18 protein-coding genes are annotated in these 20,992 nt (G+C 37.2%); 7 read left to right on the plus strand and 11 right to left on the minus strand.

Going from position 1 to position 20,992, the window contains the following annotated elements; genetic code table 11:
- Nucleotides 1–58: 58 nt before the first annotated feature.
- The 5 genes from ruvX to ACQWU4_RS12525 all read left to right on the plus strand — a co-directional run bounded on the left by ruvX (nt 59) and on the right by ACQWU4_RS12525 (nt 3,587).
- Nucleotides 59–475: a Holliday junction resolvase RuvX gene (gene ruvX, locus ACQWU4_RS12505; RefSeq protein WP_429936105.1), complete on the plus strand. Its 417-nt coding sequence runs from the start codon at nt 59–61 to the stop codon at nt 473–475.
- The gene (def, locus tag ACQWU4_RS12510) at nt 472–1,044 is read left to right on the plus strand and encodes a peptide deformylase (protein ID WP_429936106.1); all 573 of its coding nucleotides are present in this window, start codon (nt 472–474) and stop codon (nt 1,042–1,044) included. The genes ruvX and def overlap by 4 nt, the downstream gene beginning before the upstream one ends.
- 78 nt (nt 1,045–1,122) lie before the next feature.
- Nucleotides 1,123–1,680 (plus strand): DUF5606 domain-containing protein, encoded by a 558-nt coding sequence (locus tag ACQWU4_RS12515; protein ID WP_429936107.1) that lies wholly within the window; start codon nt 1,123–1,125, stop codon nt 1,678–1,680.
- A 119-nt stretch (nt 1,681–1,799) separates the two neighbouring features.
- The gene (gene mazG, locus ACQWU4_RS12520; protein ID WP_429936108.1) at nt 1,800–2,567 is read left to right on the plus strand and encodes a nucleoside triphosphate pyrophosphohydrolase; all 768 of its coding nucleotides are present in this window, start codon (nt 1,800–1,802) and stop codon (nt 2,565–2,567) included.
- 138 nt (nt 2,568–2,705) lie between these two features.
- On the plus strand, nt 2,706–3,587 hold the full coding sequence (locus tag ACQWU4_RS12525) for a hypothetical protein (RefSeq protein WP_429936109.1): 882 nt from the start codon (nt 2,706–2,708) through the stop codon (nt 3,585–3,587).
- Nucleotides 3,588–3,705: 118 nt separating this feature from the next.
- On the opposite strand, the gene ACQWU4_RS12530 is transcribed toward ACQWU4_RS12525, so the two are convergent.
- Nucleotides 3,706–7,419 (minus strand): metallophosphoesterase, encoded by a 3,714-nt coding sequence (locus ACQWU4_RS12530; RefSeq protein ID WP_429936110.1) that lies wholly within the window; start codon nt 7,417–7,419, stop codon nt 3,706–3,708.
- Nucleotides 7,420–7,445: 26 nt separating this feature from the next.
- On the opposite strand from ACQWU4_RS12530, the gene ACQWU4_RS12535 reads away from it, so the two are divergent.
- Complete coding sequence (locus tag ACQWU4_RS12535; protein WP_429936111.1) at nt 7,446–8,615, plus strand: Pycsar system effector family protein; 1,170 nt, start codon at nt 7,446–7,448, stop codon at nt 8,613–8,615.
- A 17-nt stretch (nt 8,616–8,632) separates the two neighbouring features.
- The gene (locus ACQWU4_RS12540; RefSeq protein ID WP_429936112.1) at nt 8,633–9,547 is read left to right on the plus strand and encodes a bestrophin family protein; all 915 of its coding nucleotides are present in this window, start codon (nt 8,633–8,635) and stop codon (nt 9,545–9,547) included.
- On the opposite strand, the gene ACQWU4_RS12545 is transcribed toward ACQWU4_RS12540, so the two are convergent.
- From ACQWU4_RS12545 to ACQWU4_RS12590, 10 genes are all read right to left on the minus strand, one after another.
- On the minus strand, nt 9,544–11,850 hold the full coding sequence (locus tag ACQWU4_RS12545; protein WP_429936113.1) for a GAF domain-containing protein: 2,307 nt from the start codon (nt 11,848–11,850) through the stop codon (nt 9,544–9,546). The genes ACQWU4_RS12540 and ACQWU4_RS12545 overlap by 4 nt on opposite strands.
- Nucleotides 11,851–11,976: 126 nt before the next feature.
- Nucleotides 11,977–12,228: a hypothetical protein gene (locus ACQWU4_RS12550; RefSeq protein WP_429936114.1), complete on the minus strand. Its 252-nt coding sequence runs from the start codon at nt 12,226–12,228 to the stop codon at nt 11,977–11,979.
- A 332-nt stretch (nt 12,229–12,560) separates the two neighbouring features.
- Entirely contained in the window at nt 12,561–13,946 is a 1,386-nt protein-coding gene (locus ACQWU4_RS12555) for an NADH-quinone oxidoreductase subunit N (RefSeq protein WP_429936115.1), read from the minus strand.
- 16 nt (nt 13,947–13,962) lie between these two features.
- Complete coding sequence (locus ACQWU4_RS12560) at nt 13,963–15,456, minus strand: complex I subunit 4 family protein (protein WP_429936116.1); 1,494 nt, start codon at nt 15,454–15,456, stop codon at nt 13,963–13,965.
- Nucleotides 15,456–17,369 carry an NADH-quinone oxidoreductase subunit L gene (gene nuoL / locus ACQWU4_RS12565; RefSeq protein WP_429936117.1) on the minus strand — a complete coding sequence of 638 codons (1,914 nt, stop codon included), beginning with the start codon at nt 17,367–17,369 and terminating at the stop codon, nt 15,456–15,458. The genes ACQWU4_RS12560 and nuoL overlap by 1 nt, the downstream gene beginning before the upstream one ends.
- Before the next feature lie 3 nt (nt 17,370–17,372).
- Complete coding sequence (gene nuoK / locus ACQWU4_RS12570; RefSeq protein WP_034703571.1) at nt 17,373–17,702, minus strand: NADH-quinone oxidoreductase subunit NuoK; 330 nt, start codon at nt 17,700–17,702, stop codon at nt 17,373–17,375.
- A 4-nt stretch (nt 17,703–17,706) separates the two neighbouring features.
- Nucleotides 17,707–18,204, minus strand: coding sequence for an NADH-quinone oxidoreductase subunit J family protein (locus ACQWU4_RS12575; protein ID WP_429936118.1), 498 nt, complete (start codon nt 18,202–18,204; stop codon nt 17,707–17,709).
- On the minus strand, nt 18,204–18,761 hold the full coding sequence (locus ACQWU4_RS12580) for a NuoI/complex I 23 kDa subunit family protein (protein ID WP_429936119.1): 558 nt from the start codon (nt 18,759–18,761) through the stop codon (nt 18,204–18,206). The genes ACQWU4_RS12575 and ACQWU4_RS12580 overlap by 1 nt, the downstream gene beginning before the upstream one ends.
- 63 nt (nt 18,762–18,824) lie before the next feature.
- Nucleotides 18,825–19,889: an NADH-quinone oxidoreductase subunit NuoH gene (gene nuoH / locus ACQWU4_RS12585; protein WP_111960055.1), complete on the minus strand. Its 1,065-nt coding sequence runs from the start codon at nt 19,887–19,889 to the stop codon at nt 18,825–18,827.
- Between the two features lie 94 nt (nt 19,890–19,983).
- Complete coding sequence (locus tag ACQWU4_RS12590; protein ID WP_429936120.1) at nt 19,984–20,982, minus strand: 2Fe-2S iron-sulfur cluster-binding protein; 999 nt, start codon at nt 20,980–20,982, stop codon at nt 19,984–19,986.
- Nucleotides 20,983–20,992 lie beyond the last annotated feature (10 nt).

Raw genomic sequence — 20,992 nt, forward strand, 5'->3', positions numbered from 1 at the left:
TTTATAAAAAAACTGCGTTATGAATAAAATCATTAAATTTTACTAAATTTGCACACTTATGGGACAGATCCTTGCAATAGACTATGGAAAGGCGCGATGCGGCATTGCTGCAACGGATGATATGCAGATTATTGCGAGCGCTCTGGATACCATTCAGACACCGGTTTTGATGGATTTTTTGAAAAAATATTTCACAGAAAATAAAGTGGATGATGTGGTAGTAGGCCTTCCTACAGATTTGAAAGGAAACATTTCCGAAGTGGAGACAGATATTTTAAAATTCATTGAAGAATTTCAGAAAGAATTTTCCGGTATCACAGTCCACCGTTTAGATGAAAGATTTACCTCAAAAATGGCTTCTTTTTTTATTTCCCAAAGTGGAAAAAGTAAAAAAAAGAGACAGGAAAAGGGGTTAATAGATAAAGTAAGTGCAACAATTATATTGCAGAATTTTTTAGAACAAAGAATAAGATGATTTTACCGATAAGAGCTTTTGGGGATCCTGTTTTGAGAAAAATAGGAAAAGATATAGACAAAGACTACCCCGGTTTACAGGAACTTATAGATAATATGTTCGAAACGATGTACAGTGCAAATGGCATAGGGCTTGCAGCACCGCAGATCGGGTTGGACCTGCGTCTGTTTGTGATTGATGTGACTCCGCTTGCAGATGATGAAGATTATGAAGATATTAAAGATGAGCTGGCTGAATTTAAAAAAGTTTTCATCAATGCAAAGATTCTTGAAGAATCCGGAGAAGAATGGAAATTCAATGAAGGCTGTCTTTCTATTCCCGATGTGAGAGAAGATGTGAAGAGAAAAGGCACTATCCTTATTGAATATTATGACGAAAATTTTGTGAAACATACAGAAACTTTTTCCGATATTAGAGCCCGCGTAATTCAGCATGAATATGATCATATTGAAGGCGTGCTGTTTACTGATCATTTGAGCGCATTGAAGAAAAAGCTTGTAAAAGGTAAGCTGACGAAAATCTCTCAGGGTGATGTAAGTATCGGCTATAAAATGAGATTTCCAAAATAAATTAAACAACGATTAAAACAAAAATAATACAAAGCAAAAAGCCCCGTGCGGATTGCAGAATTTACAAAAAATAAAATTATGCTGTTAGAAAAAATAATTTCAATTTCCGGAAAGCCAGGACTTTTCAAATTAGTTTCCCAGTTAAGAAACGGTTTCATCATTGAAGATGTAACATCCAAGAAGAAAGTAAGCATTGGAAACTCAAGCCAGGTAAGCTTGCTGGATAATATTGCCATGTTTACAGTTGATAAAGAAGTTCCTTTGTTCGAAGTTTTTGAAAATATTGCTAAGAATAATGATTACAAAGAAGCGATCTCTCACAAATCTTCTGATGATGTTCTGAAAGAATTTATGACAGCTTCTCTTCCAAACTATGATACGGAAAGAGTATATGCTTCAGATATCAAAAAACTGGCTCAGTGGTACAATATCCTTCAGAAAGCAGGATACGTTACTCCTGACAGCTTTGTAAAAGCAGAACCAGAAACATTGGAAGGTGCACAGGAAGAAGTAAGCATTGAAAAAGAAGCTCCTAAAAAAGCAGCTCCTAAAGCAGAAAAACCTGCTGCTCCAAAAGTAAAAGCTACTTCTGCAGCAAAAGCAGCTCCGAAAAGTACGCACACAAAGAAAGGATAATTTCTTTTTTTAATCTAAAATACAAAACCTCGTCAGAAATGATGAGGTTTTTTGTTTCATAACAAAGGGACTTAAATTAAAGATTTACCCTAACTTTGCACTACTTGAATTTTCAATTTATGAATACCAGACAAGAAAAACTAGAAGCTTTCGGGAGATTATTGGATATTATGGATGATCTGCGTGAAAAATGCCCGTGGGATCAGAAACAGACTTTACAGTCACTTCGCCATCTGACTCTTGAAGAGACCTATGAACTTTCAGATGCTATTTTGCAGGAAGATTTACAGGAGATAAAAAAAGAGCTGGGAGATGTATTGCTTCACCTTGTTTTTTATGCTAAAATAGGCTCTGAAAAAGAAAGTTTCGATATTGCCGATGTTATCAATTCTTTAAATGAGAAGCTGATCTTCCGCCATCCCCATATTTATGGAGATACAGAAGTGAAGGATGAAGAAGAGGTAAAACAGAACTGGGAAAAGCTAAAGCTTAAGGAAGGGAATAAATCTATCTTGGGTGGTGTTCCGAAGAGCCTTCCGAGTTTGGTAAAAGCTTACAGGATTCAGGATAAAGTAAAAGGAATCGGTTTCGAATTTCATGATGCGGAAGATGCTTGGAAAAAAGTGGATGAAGAAATCCAGGAATTCCATGATGAAACTGATCCCGATAAAAAAGAGCTGGAGCTGGGAGATGTATTTTTCTCGCTCATCAATTATGCAAGAATTTCAGGTCTCAATCCGGATTCTGCACTGGAAAGAACCAATTTGAAATTCATCTCCAGATTTCAGAAAATGGAAAAACTGGCAGAGGAATCCGATGTGAAGCTGGCCGACCTTTCTCTGGAAGAGATGGATGTGTTATGGGAAAAAGCAAAACTTCTGTCATAAAAATAACTTCAGTTTTGTACAAACAAAATTATTCTGCCCGTATCCACATTTGAAATGTTTTTACCATCAGCAGATAATTAATAACTTAGAGAAAAATATACGGTATCCGTATTTGGTTTAAAAAATAAAAAAATAGCTATGTTGCGTATTCTTACCCTGTCCGCTTTCTTATTATTGAGTTGCAATCCAAAAGCTCAGGATTCCCCTAAAACTGATGAATTAAAGGTGGAGTTTTCTCTTCCTAAAAAACTGAAAGAAGTCTCAGGGATTGTTCTGTCTCAGGATAAAAACACTGTTTGGGCTATAGAAGATCAGGGAAATAAAAATGTAGTGTACGGTTTGGATATGCAGGGCAAACTGGTAACGGATGTTCTGGTAGAAAATGCTGAAAATAACGATTGGGAAGATATTACGAAAGATTCACAAGGAAATATTTACCTTGGGGATTTTGGGAATAATGAAAATAACAGGCAGAATCTTGCTATTTTAAAGCTGGATTTAAAAGATGCTTCCCAAAAGACAACAAAAGCTATTCAGACGACAAAGTTTCATTATGAAGGACAGACTGAATTCCCTCCCAAGAAATCAAACTGGCTGTATGACTGCGAAGCTTTTGTAGAGATGAACGGGAATTTTTACCTTTTCACAAAAAACAGAAGCAAAGGTTTTGACGGTACTTTCCTTGTATTCCAGATTCCGAATAAAGAAGGGGATTTTGAAGCAAAATTAATCGGAAAACTTAAACTTGCAGGAAAATACAGTGATGCGGCCATTACTTCGGCAGCTGTGAACAGTACTAATGATAAAATCGTTCTGCTTACCCATAAAAATATCCATGTACTTTCCGGATTTGCAGCAGATAATTTTAATGCTGCTAAAATTGAAAAAATATCGTTAAATCACAATTCACAAAAAGAAGCTGTTGTTTTTCTGGATGATAAAACTCTTCTGATGGCTGATGAAAAGGACAAAGATATGGGCGGAAATGTCTATAGATTTGAATTTCCTCAGGCTAAATAGCCGGATATATTTCCTTAAAATACTGAAAAATAAGAATAGTTAAATTTATTCACATTAAAAATAATATGTGAATTGATATTTCTATGTAATAAAATTAATGTTTTAGAAAATGGCTTGGTTAAAAAGTCATCCCCACACCGGCAGAAATCCTTCCACCGTCAGAACCATAGAAATAATTCAGTCTTGCGGAAATCATTTCTACAACGCTCATCCAGAGCCCGGCTCCTACGGACTGGTGCCACTTTCTGGAATCTTCACCGTCATTCCAGACACGTCCGATGTCATACCCGACAAGAATTCCCATATTGGCAGGAACGATATTGTTTCTTACTCTTCCGAAGTCCCATCGGATCTCAGAATTATTCGTAAAGTAAGATTTTCCTGAAAACCGGTCATTCCGGAAAGCCCTCATTCCATTATTGCCGCCTATGCTTGCTGCCTGGTAGAATTCAAAGTTATTATTGCTGATCCACATGGCATTGCTGGAATTTGCAAAAACAAAAACTCCTCTTTTATCAAGTCTGTGGTCTATGGTCAATGTTCCGTTCAACGTGAAAAAACTTTTGTCGGTATTGGCCAGATTCGTTTTCCAGTCTGCATTCATTAATAATTCCAGTCCTAAAGTAGGGAAGGCATTATTATCCAGATTTTTGAAACTGAATGTATAGTTGGCCCCTGCAAACTGCTGGCTTTTAAAAACCTCAGGTCTTACATCAGGTGACTGATCTACAAAACGGTTGCCTTTTTGCTGAACCTTATTATCCTCAAACGTCAGCTGAAACTGATGCTGAAGATTCATCCAGCTTTTTTTGGAGATGGACGGAGCAAAATTAAACTTGGAAATTCTGGCCCTGTTGTATTCTCTTTCCGTATTTTCTTTGTCGTATTTACTTTCATTAGACAGTCCGAAGAAGTTTTTTGAAAACCGGGGAGTAGTATATCCCGCATCAAGATTAAAATCCCAGCCCGATATCGCTTTTTTAAAAACTCCTTTATAAACAGCATTAAAACCTCCCGTAGCAGTATAGAAATTAACTTTAAGGCTATGCTTTTGTGTGTAAGGATCTCGGATGAAATTATTGACTGTATAATTAGCCAAAACCCCTAAAATTACACCGTCATCCGGGTTGTAATCTATATTCGGGTAGCCCGCAAAGAAGTTATACTTCGGATGTTTGTAATTGTAAGTATTAATATCATAATCATCAGAAATATTCTTTGTACCGGAACCATTATAAGTGTTTTTCTGACTTTTGAAATCATAAATCTTCACACTTTTTCCATCAGCAATATTATAGACATCATGATTGTAGCCACCAATCAGTCTTATGCTTGTCTTAGGCCTTCCATCCCCTGAAACCTCATAAATATCATCGTCTTCAAGACCGTAGATCCAAAGTTCTTTCGTTTTTGAATCCTCATATGTTTTTTCAAAAACCAATTCAGGGTTTTCTTTGTTTTTATCTAATTTATATTGCTTTACATTAACAGAATGAGCTGTTTTTGTAATAATGAACTTATCAGGATTCACTGTACCCGCAAGAGGAACCTTTTCCTGAAGTACATCATAATATTGAGCGGCATAATCCTGCAGTTTTGTTTTTCTCGCTTTTAATTTACTTTGAATATCAGTAACGGTTTCGTCCTTTACTTCTTTCGGAAGATTAGTGAATGCATCATCAATATCAGCATCCGTAAGATGTTCCTGGATATATTTTGCCTGTGCAATCCATTCTTCCTGTGAAGCACCTTTTAAAAAGATGAGATCCATCGGGTAGGGCTCCATATTCATCCACTTTACATTTTTGATCTCTTCCTTAAATGTTTTCATATGGCGGATAGCGGGAACATTCATGATAATCCTGAAAGCAGCACCGTCATATCTGCTGAAAGCCTGATCCCGGTCTTTTGGGATCGGTTTGTAAATAATTTTATCACCGTCCTGATATTCCGCCCATTTCCATTGATCCGAATGTCTGTCCCAGTCCCCGATAAGCATATCAAAAATCCTTGCTCTTATGTACGATTCGCGGTCTACGGAATATTTATAATTTTTGGTGAAATTCTTCAGAACGTCATCTGTAGAAACAATATCCTTAGCGTTGTCAAGTGAAGCCAGTGTTTTAGGATCAGAAGAAAAACGTTCTTCGATCATATACATTTCGTCACCATAATTTTTATTATACTCTCCTAAAGCATACTGTTTCGGAATATAATACAGTTTGGGATTGCTGTGGAAAATCCCCAATTTATCAGCCATATTTCCCACTGAAAAAGGGGTAAACGGATGATTGGCCGTATAAAAATCGAGCAGGAACTTTTCAGGGAAGGTATTGTTGAGCTCATTCCCGAACGTACTTTTTTTGAAAGCCATATTGTTCAGAAAACGTACTGCGCTTTTTTTCACGCCGCGCATTACAAATTCCTGTCCGTCCGCTGCTTTCAGCCTTAAACTATTAGACTGGTTGCCTCCGCCTTCTCTGAAAGGAGTAAACCCGCCATTCAGTGAAGTAAGATCTGCAGTAGGGGCTTCAATAGGAATCCCATAGTATCTTCTGTAATGTTCGCCCCACAACCAGCGGTAAATTGATCCTTTTTTAGTAAGCTCTACAGGGTAGACACTTGAAGTTGCTGTAGCCGGAAAATCTTTTGGATAATTATTTACAAAAGCATCCGGTTTTGAGATTACCGAAATTTGGGTAAGCCTTTTAAGGGTGTTGTCTTTTGTAGAGAAATACTCAACATCTGTGCTTTGGTCTTTTCTGATATTCAGAACGGCAAATCCGCTTCCTCCATAAGAGAAATCGGTCTTTTCAACAATAGTGGCAGGATCTGTTTTGGAACCCGCGCCACTGATGATCTGTCTGATATTTCTGTCTTCGTGGTATTGAAGATTATGATCGTGCCCGGAAACAAAAATAATATTTTCTTTATCCTGAACAATACTCTTCAGCCTGTTGGCAAGATCTGCGTAATGCTGGTTATTCATATCCTCAAGACTTGCTCCTGAAGAATTCCTTAAAATATTGATCACACTTGAAACAACCGGAACAGGAATTTTACTTCTCAGCGGATAAATATGTGATTTGGCAGAATTGAATCCTGCATGTGTTCCGCTGCTGATCACAGGATGATGCATAGCAACAATGATCTTTTTATCCTGGTTTTTGGTAACCAGATCTTTAAATTCTGTAAAAAAATCCTCACGGGTTTTAATTGTGCAGTTTTTGTTGATACCGGGATATTGATCCCAGTTGACAAGTGCCCATTCTGTATCAATGACGATAAGTTTAATATCTTTCGATAAATTAATATCATCAATGCCACATGAATTTTTAGGAAGAAAAGCTTTCTTATCGTTGAAATAGGCTTTCACAAATTCTTCCTGTGCTTTTAATCCAAGCAAGCCGCTGTTCCAGTCATGATTTCCCGGAATAACAAGCGTTTTTCCTTTAAAATTTTTGGTAATGGCAAGCTGGTTTTCCAGTTTTTGCTTTGCCTGTGCATAATCTTTGTCTGATTCTTTTGGTAATCCGTTGGGATAGATATTATCACCTAAGAAGATCAGCATTGAATTGCTGTCCGCAGAATCCAGCTTATTCCTGAGTAAATTTAAAGTGTTCTGGGCCTGAGGATCATCTGCATTTCCGGCATCACCGATCAGGAAAACCTTAAAATCGTTTTCAGGTTTTATATCAGAATTTTTTACTTCAAATAAGTTTTTACCCTTTTTTACGTTATATGTTGCGCAAGAGTAGAGAACTCCGGCTGATAATACTGCTCTAAAAGCAATAGAAGTATTTTTTAAATGAGTTTTAAAGGATAAATTCATAAATTTACATTAACAAAAATTCAGGGATGAATGTTTTACACAAAGCTAAAGATTATGTAGAAATCTTATTCAAAGATAAGTTATCTTCTGTATATTTTTATCATAATTTTATTCACACGACCTATACAGTAAATAAGGCCGAAGAGATCATGCGAAATACACCTGTTTCCAAGGAGGATCAGGAAAAGGTGCTTCTGGCACTTTGGTTTCATGATACAGGCTATGTAGAATGTGCACAGAATCATGAAGAAAAAGGAGTCGCAATCCTTACCGATTTTTTGAAACAGGAAAGTTATCCTGAAAATTATATCGAGGATGTTTCTAAATTGATTCTGGCTACAAAAATTACCTACGAACCGCAAAACCTTCTGGAAAAAATTGTGAAGGATGCAGACTGCAGCCACTTTGCGAGCCACGACTATAATGATATTTCCGATGCTCTTAGAAAAGAGTGGGAACTTACCAATGTAAGATGTTTTTCCAATGATGAATGGAATGCAGGAAATCTCGAAATGCTTAAAAACAAGCACCATTATTACACAGAATATGCACAGGAAAACTGGGAGCCTCTGAAAAAGAAAAATATTAAAAAAATAGAAAAGAAGCTGGAAAAGGAAGAGGATAAAAAAGAAAATTCAGAAAGCAAAAAAGATCCTAAAGATCCAAAATCTGACCGTAGTGTAGATACATTATTCAGAGTTACGCTGAACAATCATACAAGGTTGAGCGATATTGCCGACAGTAAGGCAAATATCCTCCTTTCCGTTAATGCCATCATTATTTCGGTTTGCCTTTCCGTACTGGTTCCTAAACTGGATACGCCGAAGAATGCACACCTCATTATCCCGAGCTTTGTCCTGCTTGTTTCAAGTGTTTTGACAATTATATTTGCCATTTTATCTACAAAACCAAATGTAACCAAGACCCATTTTACGGCTCAGGATATTGCAGACAGAAAAGTGAATCTTCTGTTCTTCGGAAACTTTCACCAAATGATATTCAACGATTATCATAATGCTATGAAAGATCTGATTAAAGACAGGGATTACATCTATGATTCTATGGTGAAAGATCTGTACTTCCTGGGGAAAGTCCTTGACAGAAAATATAAGCTTTTATCCATAACATATAAGATCTTTATGGCTGGAATTATTATTTCCGTGCTGTCTTTCGGATATGCTTTTCTTACCCTTTAATTAAAAAATAAATACAGATGATCGTCAGACAGCGCACCAATTGGCTGAAAATGTTGTTTATATGGAGAGGATCCGTACTAAAGAAAATTGTTGTCCAGCTGATCGTTATTTTAGTTTTTTCACTTTCTATTTATTATTTTAAAGGAAAAATCTTCGATTATAAAGTACATCTCAATCCTACCATATTTACGCTTATCGGTCTGGCATTGGCTATTTTCATGGGATTCTGCAATTCTGCAAGCTATGACCGTTTCTGGGAAGGAAGGAAATTATGGGGATTACTGGTTATTGAAAGCAGATCTCTTACAAGACAGATTCTTTCTTTAGTGAATGATTCTTCACCAGAGGAAAAAGAAAAGATCATCAGAATGATATCAGCATTTGGCTGGTCCCTGAATTACCAGTTAAGAGATAAATCCGGAACTGAGCATTTAGCAAGGCTTCTTTCTCCTGAACAGGCAGAGCAGCTAAAGGATAAAAAGTTTATTCCAAGCCTTATTCTCGGGTTTATTGCAGACTGGCTGAATGAGCAGCAGAAGAAAGGAAATATTGATACAATCGTTATGACTTCTATGGATCATCAGCTGAATCAGTTTTCCAATATTTCAGGAGGATGTGAGAGAATTCATAATACACCGCTGCCTTTTGCTTACAGTGTACTTCTTCACCGTACGGTTTATCTGTACTGTTTCTGGCTGCCTTTCGGATTGGTGGATACGCTTGACTGGATGATGCCTTTAATCGTTCTGCTGATCAGTTATACGTTTATTGCACTGGACGCTATCATTCAGGAAATAGGAGAGCCGTTTGGAGAAGAGGAAAATGATCTTGCCCTGAACACTATATGCAGAACCATCGAGTATTCTATTTTTGAACAGGCGGGAATACTGCAGGATGAACTGAAAAAGCCGGATACTTATTTTATAGATTAATTCTGAACCAAAGAAACCCTCAGCGCCAGCAATCCCGTAATCCCCTGCAAATCCTCTACTTTTAAAAACTCCACATCATTCTGCAGGATTTCTTTTTTCTGAAGCTTGTTGATGTATTCCAGATATTCTTTCTGGTTTTCCATGCCGAAATAAACGATGGTAACCTTTCCGGGACAGGTTATTCTTTCCGGAGAATCTTTGATATGGGCTTTATCCAGACGTTTTTTTATGATTTCATAGTAGGAATTATAGGCACCATCTACATCGAAACGTTTTTCATCCATTCGGAAGCGGATGTCTATTTTTTCATTGTAAACAAATAGCAATGAGGCAATATCCAGTTGTATTGGCAGACTGTTTTTAAATGTCTGGAACTCACGCTCCATATTGCAGATCGTTTTCAGCTGCCAGTATCTTAGTTTGTGGACTACTTTTGAGGTATAGCTAAGATCCGGAGCGATATTATGTCCAATATACAGATTATGTTCTACACCATCAGATTTGAACCTTTCATAGTAGTGTGGAAAAATCTGCTGGGCCTTTACCTGGCTTTCATCCAGCATATCAGCCAGCTTTCTGTTGACCAGTGTTATAGAATCGTCTAAGTTTTTCCTGTTGGCATAAAACAGATCCGTCTGGGTAAAAACCTGTACAAAATAATCTTTGATCTTGTTTTTTATTTGCCTGTCGGTCTGCATTTCCAGTTTTCCCTGTAAATAAGGATGGATTTCTTCTCTCAAAAGCCTCTGAAAACGCTGTTCTGTATCAGCTTTAATTTCATTGTTCAGTTCATTCTCAAAAACATCAAGAGCCAGAAGATATCTCTCCGAATCAGAATTGATCAGGGTGAAAATATCATGGAGGCTTTCAAGCTGCTGATTGAGATCTTCAAGCATAAGATTGAAACGTTTATCTGAAGAAGAACGGATATCAGAGAATCCGAACAGTGGTGTCAGATTTTTAAAAGAGATCTGCTTCAGGGTATACATTTTTTTCCCAAGCGAAGCATTGAAATATTTCTCGGCCTCATTTCTGAATTTCCATACAACACTGTCATGGATGGAGGTATACTCACGCTGGATAATGGCTTCTATCTGATAGTTTTTTTCAAAGCTGAACCTGTTCAGGGAGAAAAGGATCATGTCTGTTAAAAATTCCAGTTTTTTAAGTTTTAACCCATTAAAACTGTTGGCCTGCGGGGAAGTAAATTCCATGATGGCCAGAAGATCATTATCCTTCATGATAGGAATTACCATGAAGCTGTTGATATTGTTATCCCTTAAAATACTGAAAGAAGGAAGAGCTTTGACATTCTCATCCAGATTATTAACATTGGAGATAACAATCGGTTTGGAATTATGATTTAAATTATTGAAAGTATTCTTCCGGGTTTCTTCATCAAATGCATTGATCCAGAAATCCAGAACATGGTTTGTAAACAGGTTTTCATAGATCGGAAGCCTGCCGAGTTTCTGATCTTTTTTATCAAACAGCATCAGTCCGAAATTAAGTTCAGGTACATCGAAATAGGATTTGAAAATTTCTACAAGATTTTCATTCGGGCTCAGGTCTTCCGGATCAATTTCTATCATACTTGATTTCAGATCAGACAATGCAACTTCTGAAGTGCAATCTACCAGAGAAACGATCGCAAAGCCTTTTAATACCCATGACTTTGACGGAAAATATTTCTTCCACAGTTTGAAATCATCCAGGTTTTCCAGCAACATATCTATAATATCATCAGAAGGAATCTTGGCATTTTCTGTAGGATAGACCTCCGTAAAATCTGCATTGACCGTAATCTTGTAATGCTTCATGATTCCCAGTCTGTTCGGGATGTCATAATAAAACGGGATGGTACTTCTTATATCCCTTTTGAAATAACTTTGAAGGATGAGGCAGCAACAAAATACATAAAACTCATTGTCATCAATATTTCTGAGTTCTATTTCAAAGTCTTTTCCTGCATCTTTCAGGATATTTTTGAATCTTTCGGTATAATTGAACGTAATATTGGAAAGCGGAATACTTGCGGCCTTAATCTCATTATGGGTAAGCCCTGTAGGAAACAGGTCTGCAAGCAAAAGTTTGATGAGGTCTTCGTGTTTTTTCAGAAGTGAAACATCCTGAAACCCATCTTTCAGCTCCTGGAAATTTTTGGTTCTCTCGATAAGTGATTCTGCATAATTGACCCTGTATTCCAGACGGTCATTATAGCGGATATGTTCCAGTACATCCAAATATTTTTTGAATGATATAAGAACCTGAAATGGAGCGTCTTTTTTGTAAAGATTGGCCAAGAGCTGAAATTTAAAATAAAGTTATGAAAAAAACATTACTTCCAAATGTGCTGTCAATTGTTGAAAGATATCTTTATAAGAGATTTGTTTATTTTTCTTAAACAAAATCCAGATATAGATAAGGCATTATCTGCTACTTCTTTTCTTTTTAAAATATTCTGCAGTTTTGTGGAAAAGATTGGGATAAAATTCTGAGGTTCCGATTTTTAATTCTCTGGTAACTGGAAGCAGAAATTTCATGAGTGGAACTATAAATATTAAAGCAATAGCTCCGACAAGTAAACTGTAGCCCTTCATATCTGTTTCATTTTTGCTTACTAAGAAAACAATTGCAGCAATCAATAAAGCAGTAAATAAAGTTATAATGATTTTTTTCATTGTGATGAATGTTGTTCAAATTTAACTGTTTTTGAGAATATTTAGGGTGAAAATTATTGTTATATTTTATTTTTAATGCAAAGTTTTATTTCTATACTTTATATTTTTAGGTTGCAAAGAAGGAATCAATCTTTGATTGATCTGATGAAGCATACGTTTTATCTTTCAGCTTAATCAGTGACTTGTAGCATCTCTTTGCTTCCCCTTAAATTGAGCAGTTTTTAAAATAGAGCTTTGCATTTAAAATCTTTTATAATTTAAATAATAATCTGTTATAACCACAAAAAAAAGCACAACTGAAAAGTTGTGCTTTATATATCTTATTTGAGATTTTATAATCCGAACTGTCTTGCGAAAAGATCAGGGAAAACTCCCAAAGCAATAATTGATGCAATAACAAATACTGCTACGATATTGTAAGTAAGTGTTACTTTTTCCGAAGATTTGAATGTAGAATCTTTAAAGAAGAACATTGAAATAATCAGTCTTAAATAGTATGCGATAGATACTGCAGAACCTAATACCGCTACCAATACTAAGAAAACTCCGTGCTTGGAATTCATTGCCTGAGAGAATAAAGCAAATTTCCCCATGAAACCGGCTGTTAACGGAACTCCCGCCATTGAAAGCATAGAGATAGCCGCAACTGTTGCCAGTAAAGGTTCAGATTTTGCCAATCCTTTGAAAGCTCCGAAAGAAGTTTCTCTTTTCAATTTTTCTACATAAATCAGACACATGAAAACTCCTACTGTAGATAAAGCATAAGCAAATAAATAGAATGCTAAATTATAAGTAGAAAGGCTTGTCATTCCGAAGAAAACCAACCCGATATATCCTGCGTGAGAAACAGAAGAGTAGGCAAGCATTCTTTTGGCATTGGTCTGGGCAAGACCCATAACGTTGGCTAAAAGTAATGTAATGATCAGGAATACTCCAAAAACATTGATCCATTGCTCGGTAACTCCTCCAAATCCTATCGTCATTAATCTGAACAGAGCGAAGAATCCTGAGATTTTTACCACACTCGCCATAAATGCTGTAATTAATGAAGGGGCTCCATAATATACGTCAGGGCTCCACATATGGAAAGGTGCTAATGCTACCTTGAATGCCAGTGCACAAAGAATTAATAAAACACCTAAAATGAACATAACATCACCTGGATTTTTAACTCCGAAATCCTGAATTTTATATAAATCAAAACTTCCGGCACTTCCATAAATAAATGCAATACCGAAAAGTAAGAAACCTGTAGCAAATGCACCCATCAGGAAATATTTGATGGAAGCTTCGTTTGATCTCAGATCGGTTTTGTTGGCTCCAGCCATTACATATAAAGGAATAGAAAGGATCTCGACTCCTAAGAATAGCGTTACCATATTCTGGTATCCGAAAAGGGTAATTCCACCACAAAGTGCAAAAAGCATCAGGGCGTATAATTCCGACTGGTGGCTTCTGTGGTTGCTGAATGCAAAACCGCCCAGGAAGAATAGTAATAATGTTGTTACAATTGATATTTTAGTGAATAATGCAGTATTTGCAGTGTATTCATACATGTGTCTGTACTTTTCGAAGAAAGCACACTCAGGTAAGAAGCTTACATATAATGCGATGATTAATCCCAAAATCCCAATGTATCTCGCGAATTTTCCTTGTTCAAAAACTCCTGAAAATAACGCAATAACTGCCGTTAGGAAAACAATAATTAAAACACTCATTTCTTAAAATATCAAATTAACTTACCATTGATTGGTAGATAAACTTCAACGAACTATTCACCATATCGATCACCGGCTGAGGGAAAATACCCAAAAGGATCACGAAAACTGCCAAACTTGCCAATACAGAGAATTCTACAGCGGATAAATCTTTTGCTGTACTTAGAACGGCTTCGTTTCCTTCACCGAACATTGCTTTTCCGTAGAATCTCAATAAGTATACTGCACAAAGAATTACCGTAAGACCAGCAATTACAGCTGCCAATCCGTTGAAATCATATACAGATTTTAACAGAATAAATTCTCCGATGAATCCATTGGTTAATGGAACTCCCATTGAACCCAGTATAATAATCAGGAACAAAACCGCAAATTTCGGAGCCACTTTCGCTAAACCACCCATTTGTCTGATGTCTCTTGATTTAAATCTTTTATATAAAATATCACAGCAGTAGAATAATCCTACCACGTTGATACCGTGAGCAAAAGTCTGAACTAAAGCTCCTTCTGCACCTTCAATGTTAAATGTACCTCTTAAAGTAATTACCGCAGAAGAAAATATCCCTGCTACCATTAATCCTACGTGAGAGAAAGATGAATAGGCAATGATTCTCTTCATATCCGTCTGGATAATGGCGATCAATGCACCGTGAACAATTCCTACGATGGCAAGAATAATAACGATCTGCCCTGAAATTCCCGCAATTGGAATAGGAGTAATCGGAAGCAGATAACGGATAACACCATATACCGCCATTTTCAGCATGATCCCTGATAATAGCATGGATCCCTGAGTAGGTGAATAAGTATAGGTATCCGGCTGCCATGTGTGGAAAGGAAATACCGGTAATTTCACTGCAAAAGCAAAGAAAATAAACCAGAATACTACTGTTTGCTGTACTTCGTTAAGATCGGCATTATAAAGGTCTGTTAAAGCGAATGATGCAGAGTGATTGTACACATAGATCAATCCTGCCAACATAAATAATGACCCAACGAATGTATATACGAAGAATTTGGTAGTGAATTCAAATCTTTTGTTTTCCTGGCCCCAAAGTCCGGCAATGAACCAGATCGGAATCAGGGTTACTTCCCAGAAAATGTAGAATAATAATCCGTCAAGCGATGTGAAAACTCCTACAAGGCCAAACTGCATAAGCAGGATCAGACCGTAGAATGTATTTCTGTAGCTTACATTTTCGTTAAAAGAAGATAAAATAATGATCGGCGTAAGAATATTGGTCAATAATAAAAGCAGAAGGCTCATTCCGTCGATTCCGAAATGAAGTGAGCTTTTAATGAATTGTGACCAAGGGTAATTGATCTCGTGCTGTAATACACTGTCTACCGTCGGATTAAAATTAAAATCCGAAGCAACGTAGAAGGTAATAAGCATTTGTACCAATGCAATTCCCAGTGCCAAATATTTGCTGGATTTATCTTTCCATGCAAAAACTAATCCCGAACCTACTAGAGGTAATAGTAATAATGTTAATAATAAACCAGACATTATTGTAATATAAAGTTAACAATCAGTATAATTCCCACTGCTAAAGACATGATAAGAATATAAGTCTCCACATTTCCGTTCTGGATACGCTTCATGGCTTTTCCGCTGTCTTCAGCACCTTCGCCCACAAAATCTACAAAACGATCTAGGATTCCTTTATCAAACATCTTTCCTCCGCGTCCTAATCCTTCAACAGTTTTTACAATTAATGCATTGTAAAGTTCGTCTACATATAGTTTTTTAGCAGAAAGCTTTTCCCATCCGGTATAGCTTTCTTCTGCAAGAGCCATCTTTTTCTTCTTCACGTAGGTGTTTTTTACAATAAACCATACGCAGAAGAACATAAGAACCGTAGCTCCTAATAATATCATTTCAGTACCAAACGGAACTCCGGATAGAGTAGCTTCCATTTGTTTAAAGCTTTCTTCAGTAAGAACGGGTTTCAGCCATTCCATTAGTTTTGCATAATGACCGTGACCGATGAAGTGAGGAAGGTTAATGAAACCTCCAAGCACAGAAAGGATAGCCAGTACGATCAACGGAAGTGTCATATTGGACGGGCTTTCGTGTAAGTGGTGTTTCTGATCTTCAGTACCTCTGAATTCTCCATGGAAAGTAAGATAGTACAGTCTGAACATATACGTTGCAGTCATTGCCGCTAAAACAAATAAGATTACCCAGTAAATAGGATTCTTAGCAAAAGCAGCTACTAAAATTTCGTCTTTTGAGATCATCCCCGATAATAAAGGGAAACCTGAGATTGCCAGTGTTCCGATAAGGAAAGTAGCGTGAGTAATTGGAATGTATTTTTTCAGACCTCCCATAAAACGCATGTCCTGCTCATTGCTCATTGCGTGGATCACAGAACCTGCACCTAAGAATAATAAAGCTTTAAAGAATGCGTGTGTCATTACGTGGAACATCGCTGTTGTATAAGCCCCCAATCCTAAAGCAATGAACATAAACCCAAGCTGTGAAACGGTAGAGTAGGCTAATACTTTTTTGATGTCGTTCTGACGAAGTGCGTAGAATCCTGCCAAAGCAGCGGTTAAGAATCCGATGAAAAGAATTCCTCCCTGAACTGTAGGTGCTAAAGTAAATAAGAAGTTTGATCTTACTACCAAATAGATACCTGCCGTTACCATCGTTGCCGCGTGGATTAATGCAGAAACAGGAGTTGGTCCGGCCATCGCATCCGGTAACCATGTATATAAAGGAACCTGCGCTGATTTACCGGTTGCACCGATAAATAAACTCGCTGTAATAAAGATAATTACTGTTCCGTCCAATTCAAATTTTGAAGAGTTTTGTGCTACGGTAAGGTAATCCACTGCATTGGTCTGAGCGGCAATCATAAAGATCCCGATCAATAATGCAAGGTCACCGATTCTGTTCATGATGAAAGCTTTTCTTGCTGCTTTACCATATTCTTCATTGGTATACCAGAATCCGATCAACAGGTAAGAACAAAGACCTACACCTTCCCATCCGATGAACAGGATCAGGTAGTTGCTTCCCATTACCAGTAATAACATTGAGAATATGAAAAGATTCAGATAAGTAAAGAACTTATAGAAACCTTTGTCGTGACTCATATATCCGATAGAGTACAGGTGGATCAAAGAACCGATCCCTGTAATGATCATCACCATCATTAATGAAAGCTGATCAATTTGGAATCCGAAATTGATCTGAACCCCGTTTACTGTAAACCATTCAAAAGCTTTTACAATGATCGGCTGACTTTCAGAATCCATTTTCATGAAAAGGCTTACCGCAATACAGAATGATCCGAAAACCATTGCCGTAGCAAGAGAGCCTACAAATATTTTTGGAAGATTTTTTCCGAATAAACCGTTAATAAGAAACCCTAAAAGTGGTAAAAGTATTATTGCATACACTAAATTTTCCATTCCTTATCCTCTTAATTTATTAAATATACTTACATCCACAGAACGGGTATTTCTATACAGCATAGCAATAATTGCCAATCCTACCGCAACTTCAGCGGCGGCTACCACCATAATGAAGAAAACTAAAAGCTGTCCGTCTCCGTTTCCTTTATACGCTGAAAAAGCAGCCAATAAAAGGTTTACAGAATTCAGCATAAGCTCTACACAGCCCAAAATAACAATAGCGTTTTTTCTCAGCAATACTCCCAACACTCCCAAACAGAACAGTACTGAAGAAAGAATGATGAAATAATTCAGAGGGACGCTTTGTATAAATGTATTTACTTCTCCCATAATTTTATAAATCTTTTTTACCGATTAATACCGCACCTACAATACCAGCTAAAATAAGGATGGATGCAAGCTCAAACGGTAAAACATATTCATTAAACAAAAGTCTACCCAGATTTTTAGTAAGACCAACACCTCTGTCTACATTTTCAACAACAATGTGATTGTCCTGAATGCCTCTAAATACGCCTAAAACTCCAATTAATAAAAGACCGGCAGTAAAAACTCCGACAAATTTTAAAGTATTGCCCTTCTTACTTTCGTCTTCTTTATTAAGGTTAAGCATCATCAGGATATAAAGGAATAATACCATGATAGCTCCGGCGTACACTATAATCTGAATGATTGCAAGGAACTGTGCATTCAGAAGAATGTACATGCCCGCAATGGAAAACATAGTAACAATTAATGACAAAATAGCATATAAAGGATTTCTTGCAAATACGAAATACACCGCACTTGCCACTGCTAAAAACGCCACCAAGAAAAATAAAATCTGATCCATTATTTTACCGCATTTTTTTGTTTCTCGGACTGTCTTGTCGTAATGTCAATCCTTTCATTTATTTTTTCAACCAATTTATCTTTTCCATAGATGAAAGATCCTCTGTTGGTTTCTACATCCACTAATCTGTCTGTAAGATAAATAGCAGACTTGGGACAGGCTTCTTCACACATTCCGCAGAAAATACATCTCAGCATATTGATTTCATATACTGATGCATATTTTTCTTCTCTGTAAAGGCCTTTTTCCTCTTTTGTTCTTTCAGCTGATGTCATGGTGATGGCTTCCGCAGGGCAGGCTACAGCACAAAGTCCGCAAGCCGTACATCTTTCTCTGCCTTCTTCATCTCTTTTCAGAACGTGCTGACCTCTCCAGATGGTAGTTCTTGGTTTCTGTACTTCCGGATATGAATATACTGCGGGAGCACCTTTTATCACGGTTCTTACAGCATGCTTAAATGTAATCCCCATCCCTGTAAAAATAGCAGGTAAGTAGATTTTTTCAGCAAGGGTCATTTCTTTATTCGAAACAACTTTTGATCTGTTAGTAAGTTTCATTTATTTTAATTTTTTTAGGCTGAATTTTAATCAGCGTTAAAAATATTTCTCTTTATCTATCTTTTAGTTTGCAAATGCTAAAATCACAGCACCTGTAATTAACAAATTAACCAATGCCATCGGGATCAGAGTTTTCCAGCCTAAGTGCATTAATTGATCATATCTGAATCTCGGAAGCGTCCATCTGATCCACATGAAGATCAGAATTCCGATTACCGTTTTTGTTAAAAATGCTACGATACTCAAGATTCCTGCAGCATTTTCGCCCCAGTTCTGAGTTACCCATTCAATTCCAGGATAGTTGTAACCACCAAAGAAAAGAACCACCATGAAAGCATTGGAGATAAACATATTCACGTATTCCCCAAACATGTATAAACCTAATTTCATTGATGAATATTCTGTAGAATATCCTGTTACCAACTCAGATTCACATTCAGGTAAATCGAAAGGGTGTCTGTTGGTTTCTGCCAAAGCAGCCACGAAGAATACAAGGAAAGCGATCGGCTGATAGAAAATGTTCCAGTTCAGACCGGAAACCCAAGGAATCACTCCCCAAAGTTTTCCTGTAGTCTGGCTTTCTGTAATTTCTTTCAGATCTAAACTTCCTGTCATCATAATGATAGAAAGTAATGCCAGTCCCATTGCCAATTCGTAAGAAATCATCTGTGAAGAAGCACGGATAGCACCTAATAATGAGTATTTGTTGTTTGAAGCCCAACCTCCGATCATGATTCCGTATACACCGATTGAAGCCATTCCAATAATGAAAAGTACTCCAACGTCAATATTGGCAACCTGCAGATCAAAAGAAGTACCTGCAATATTTAAACTTTTACCCCAAGGAATAACTGCTCCTGTGATCAATGAAATAAACATTACCAATGCGGGGCCCAATACGAAAAGGAATTTTTCTGCATTGGCTGGCGTAAAGTCTTCTTTAAAGAAAAATTTTCCACCGTCTGCAAGGGGCTGCAGCAATCCGAAAGGTCCGGCTCTGTTGGGACCAATTCTATCCTGCATGATAGATGCAACCTTTCTTTCTGCCCAGGTAGAGTAGGCTGCTATTGTAAGAGACAGCAGGAAAAGCGCCAGTACAAGTATAAGTTTAAATGTTAGTAAATCCATTTTTTATTTATTTAGATATTAGATGTCAGATGCTAGATATCAGATTTAAAATCTGTTGTCTGATTTCTGAAATCTTATGTCTTAAAGATTAAATTTATTTTTCGTCTTTTTCACTGATTTCTTTCGCCATAGGATTGTCTAAAACTCTTAGCTCATCCTTAGGCTTTTCGTAGTGGTTCAATGAAATTACTGAATGTCTGTCAATATGTCTAGGACCTTCAATGCTCCAGTCAGATAATTCTTTTCTTTCGAAACGGCAGGTATCGCAGATGAATTCTTCCACTTCACCCCACTGATCTTTTCTTGCAGTGACTCTTATAATTTCGTCACCTTTCATCCAGACTACAGCTTTTCCTGAACATTTATCACATTTACATGTAGCGTTCATTGGCTTTGTAAACCAAACTCTGCTTGCAAAACGGGATGTTCTGTCTGTTAATGCTCCTACCGGGCAAACGTCAATTACGTTTCCGATAAAGTCATTATCCAAAGCTTTATTTAAATAGGTAGAAATTTCAGCATGATCTCCTCTGAAAAGAATCCCGTGCTCTCTTTCACCTGTTAACTGGTTGGCAGCCAATACGCATCTTGCGCAAAGGATACAACGGTTCATATTTAGCTTGATATGTGGACCAAGATCGTCTGCTTCGTAGGTATTTCTTTCAAATTCTGTTCTTGTCTCAAGGTTTCCATGCTCGTAACCAAGGTCCTGAAGGTGGCATTCACCAGCCTGGTCGCAAACAGGGCAGTCCAGAGGGTGGTTTACCAATAGGAATTCGGTAACTGCTTTTCTGCCTTCCTGAGCTTTTTCAGAAGAAAGGTTTTTCACTTCCATCCCGTCCATTACATTAGTCCTGCAACTGGCAACTAATTTTGGCATAGGACGCGGATCTGCTTCTGATCCTTTGGAAACTTCGACTAAGCAAGTTCTACATCTCCCTCCACTGGTTTCCAATTTGCTGTAGTAGCACATTGCAGGAGGTACAGATTTTCCACCAATCTGTCTGGCAGCTTCCAAAATAGAAGTTCCAGGCAAAACTTCGGTAGTCTGTCCGTCTATAGTTATTTTGAATTTTTTAACCTCTTCGCTCATATTCTATGCT

It is taken from the genome of Chryseobacterium sp. MIQD13 (genome assembly GCF_050496705.1).
GTDB lineage: Bacteria > Bacteroidota > Bacteroidia > Flavobacteriales > Weeksellaceae > Chryseobacterium.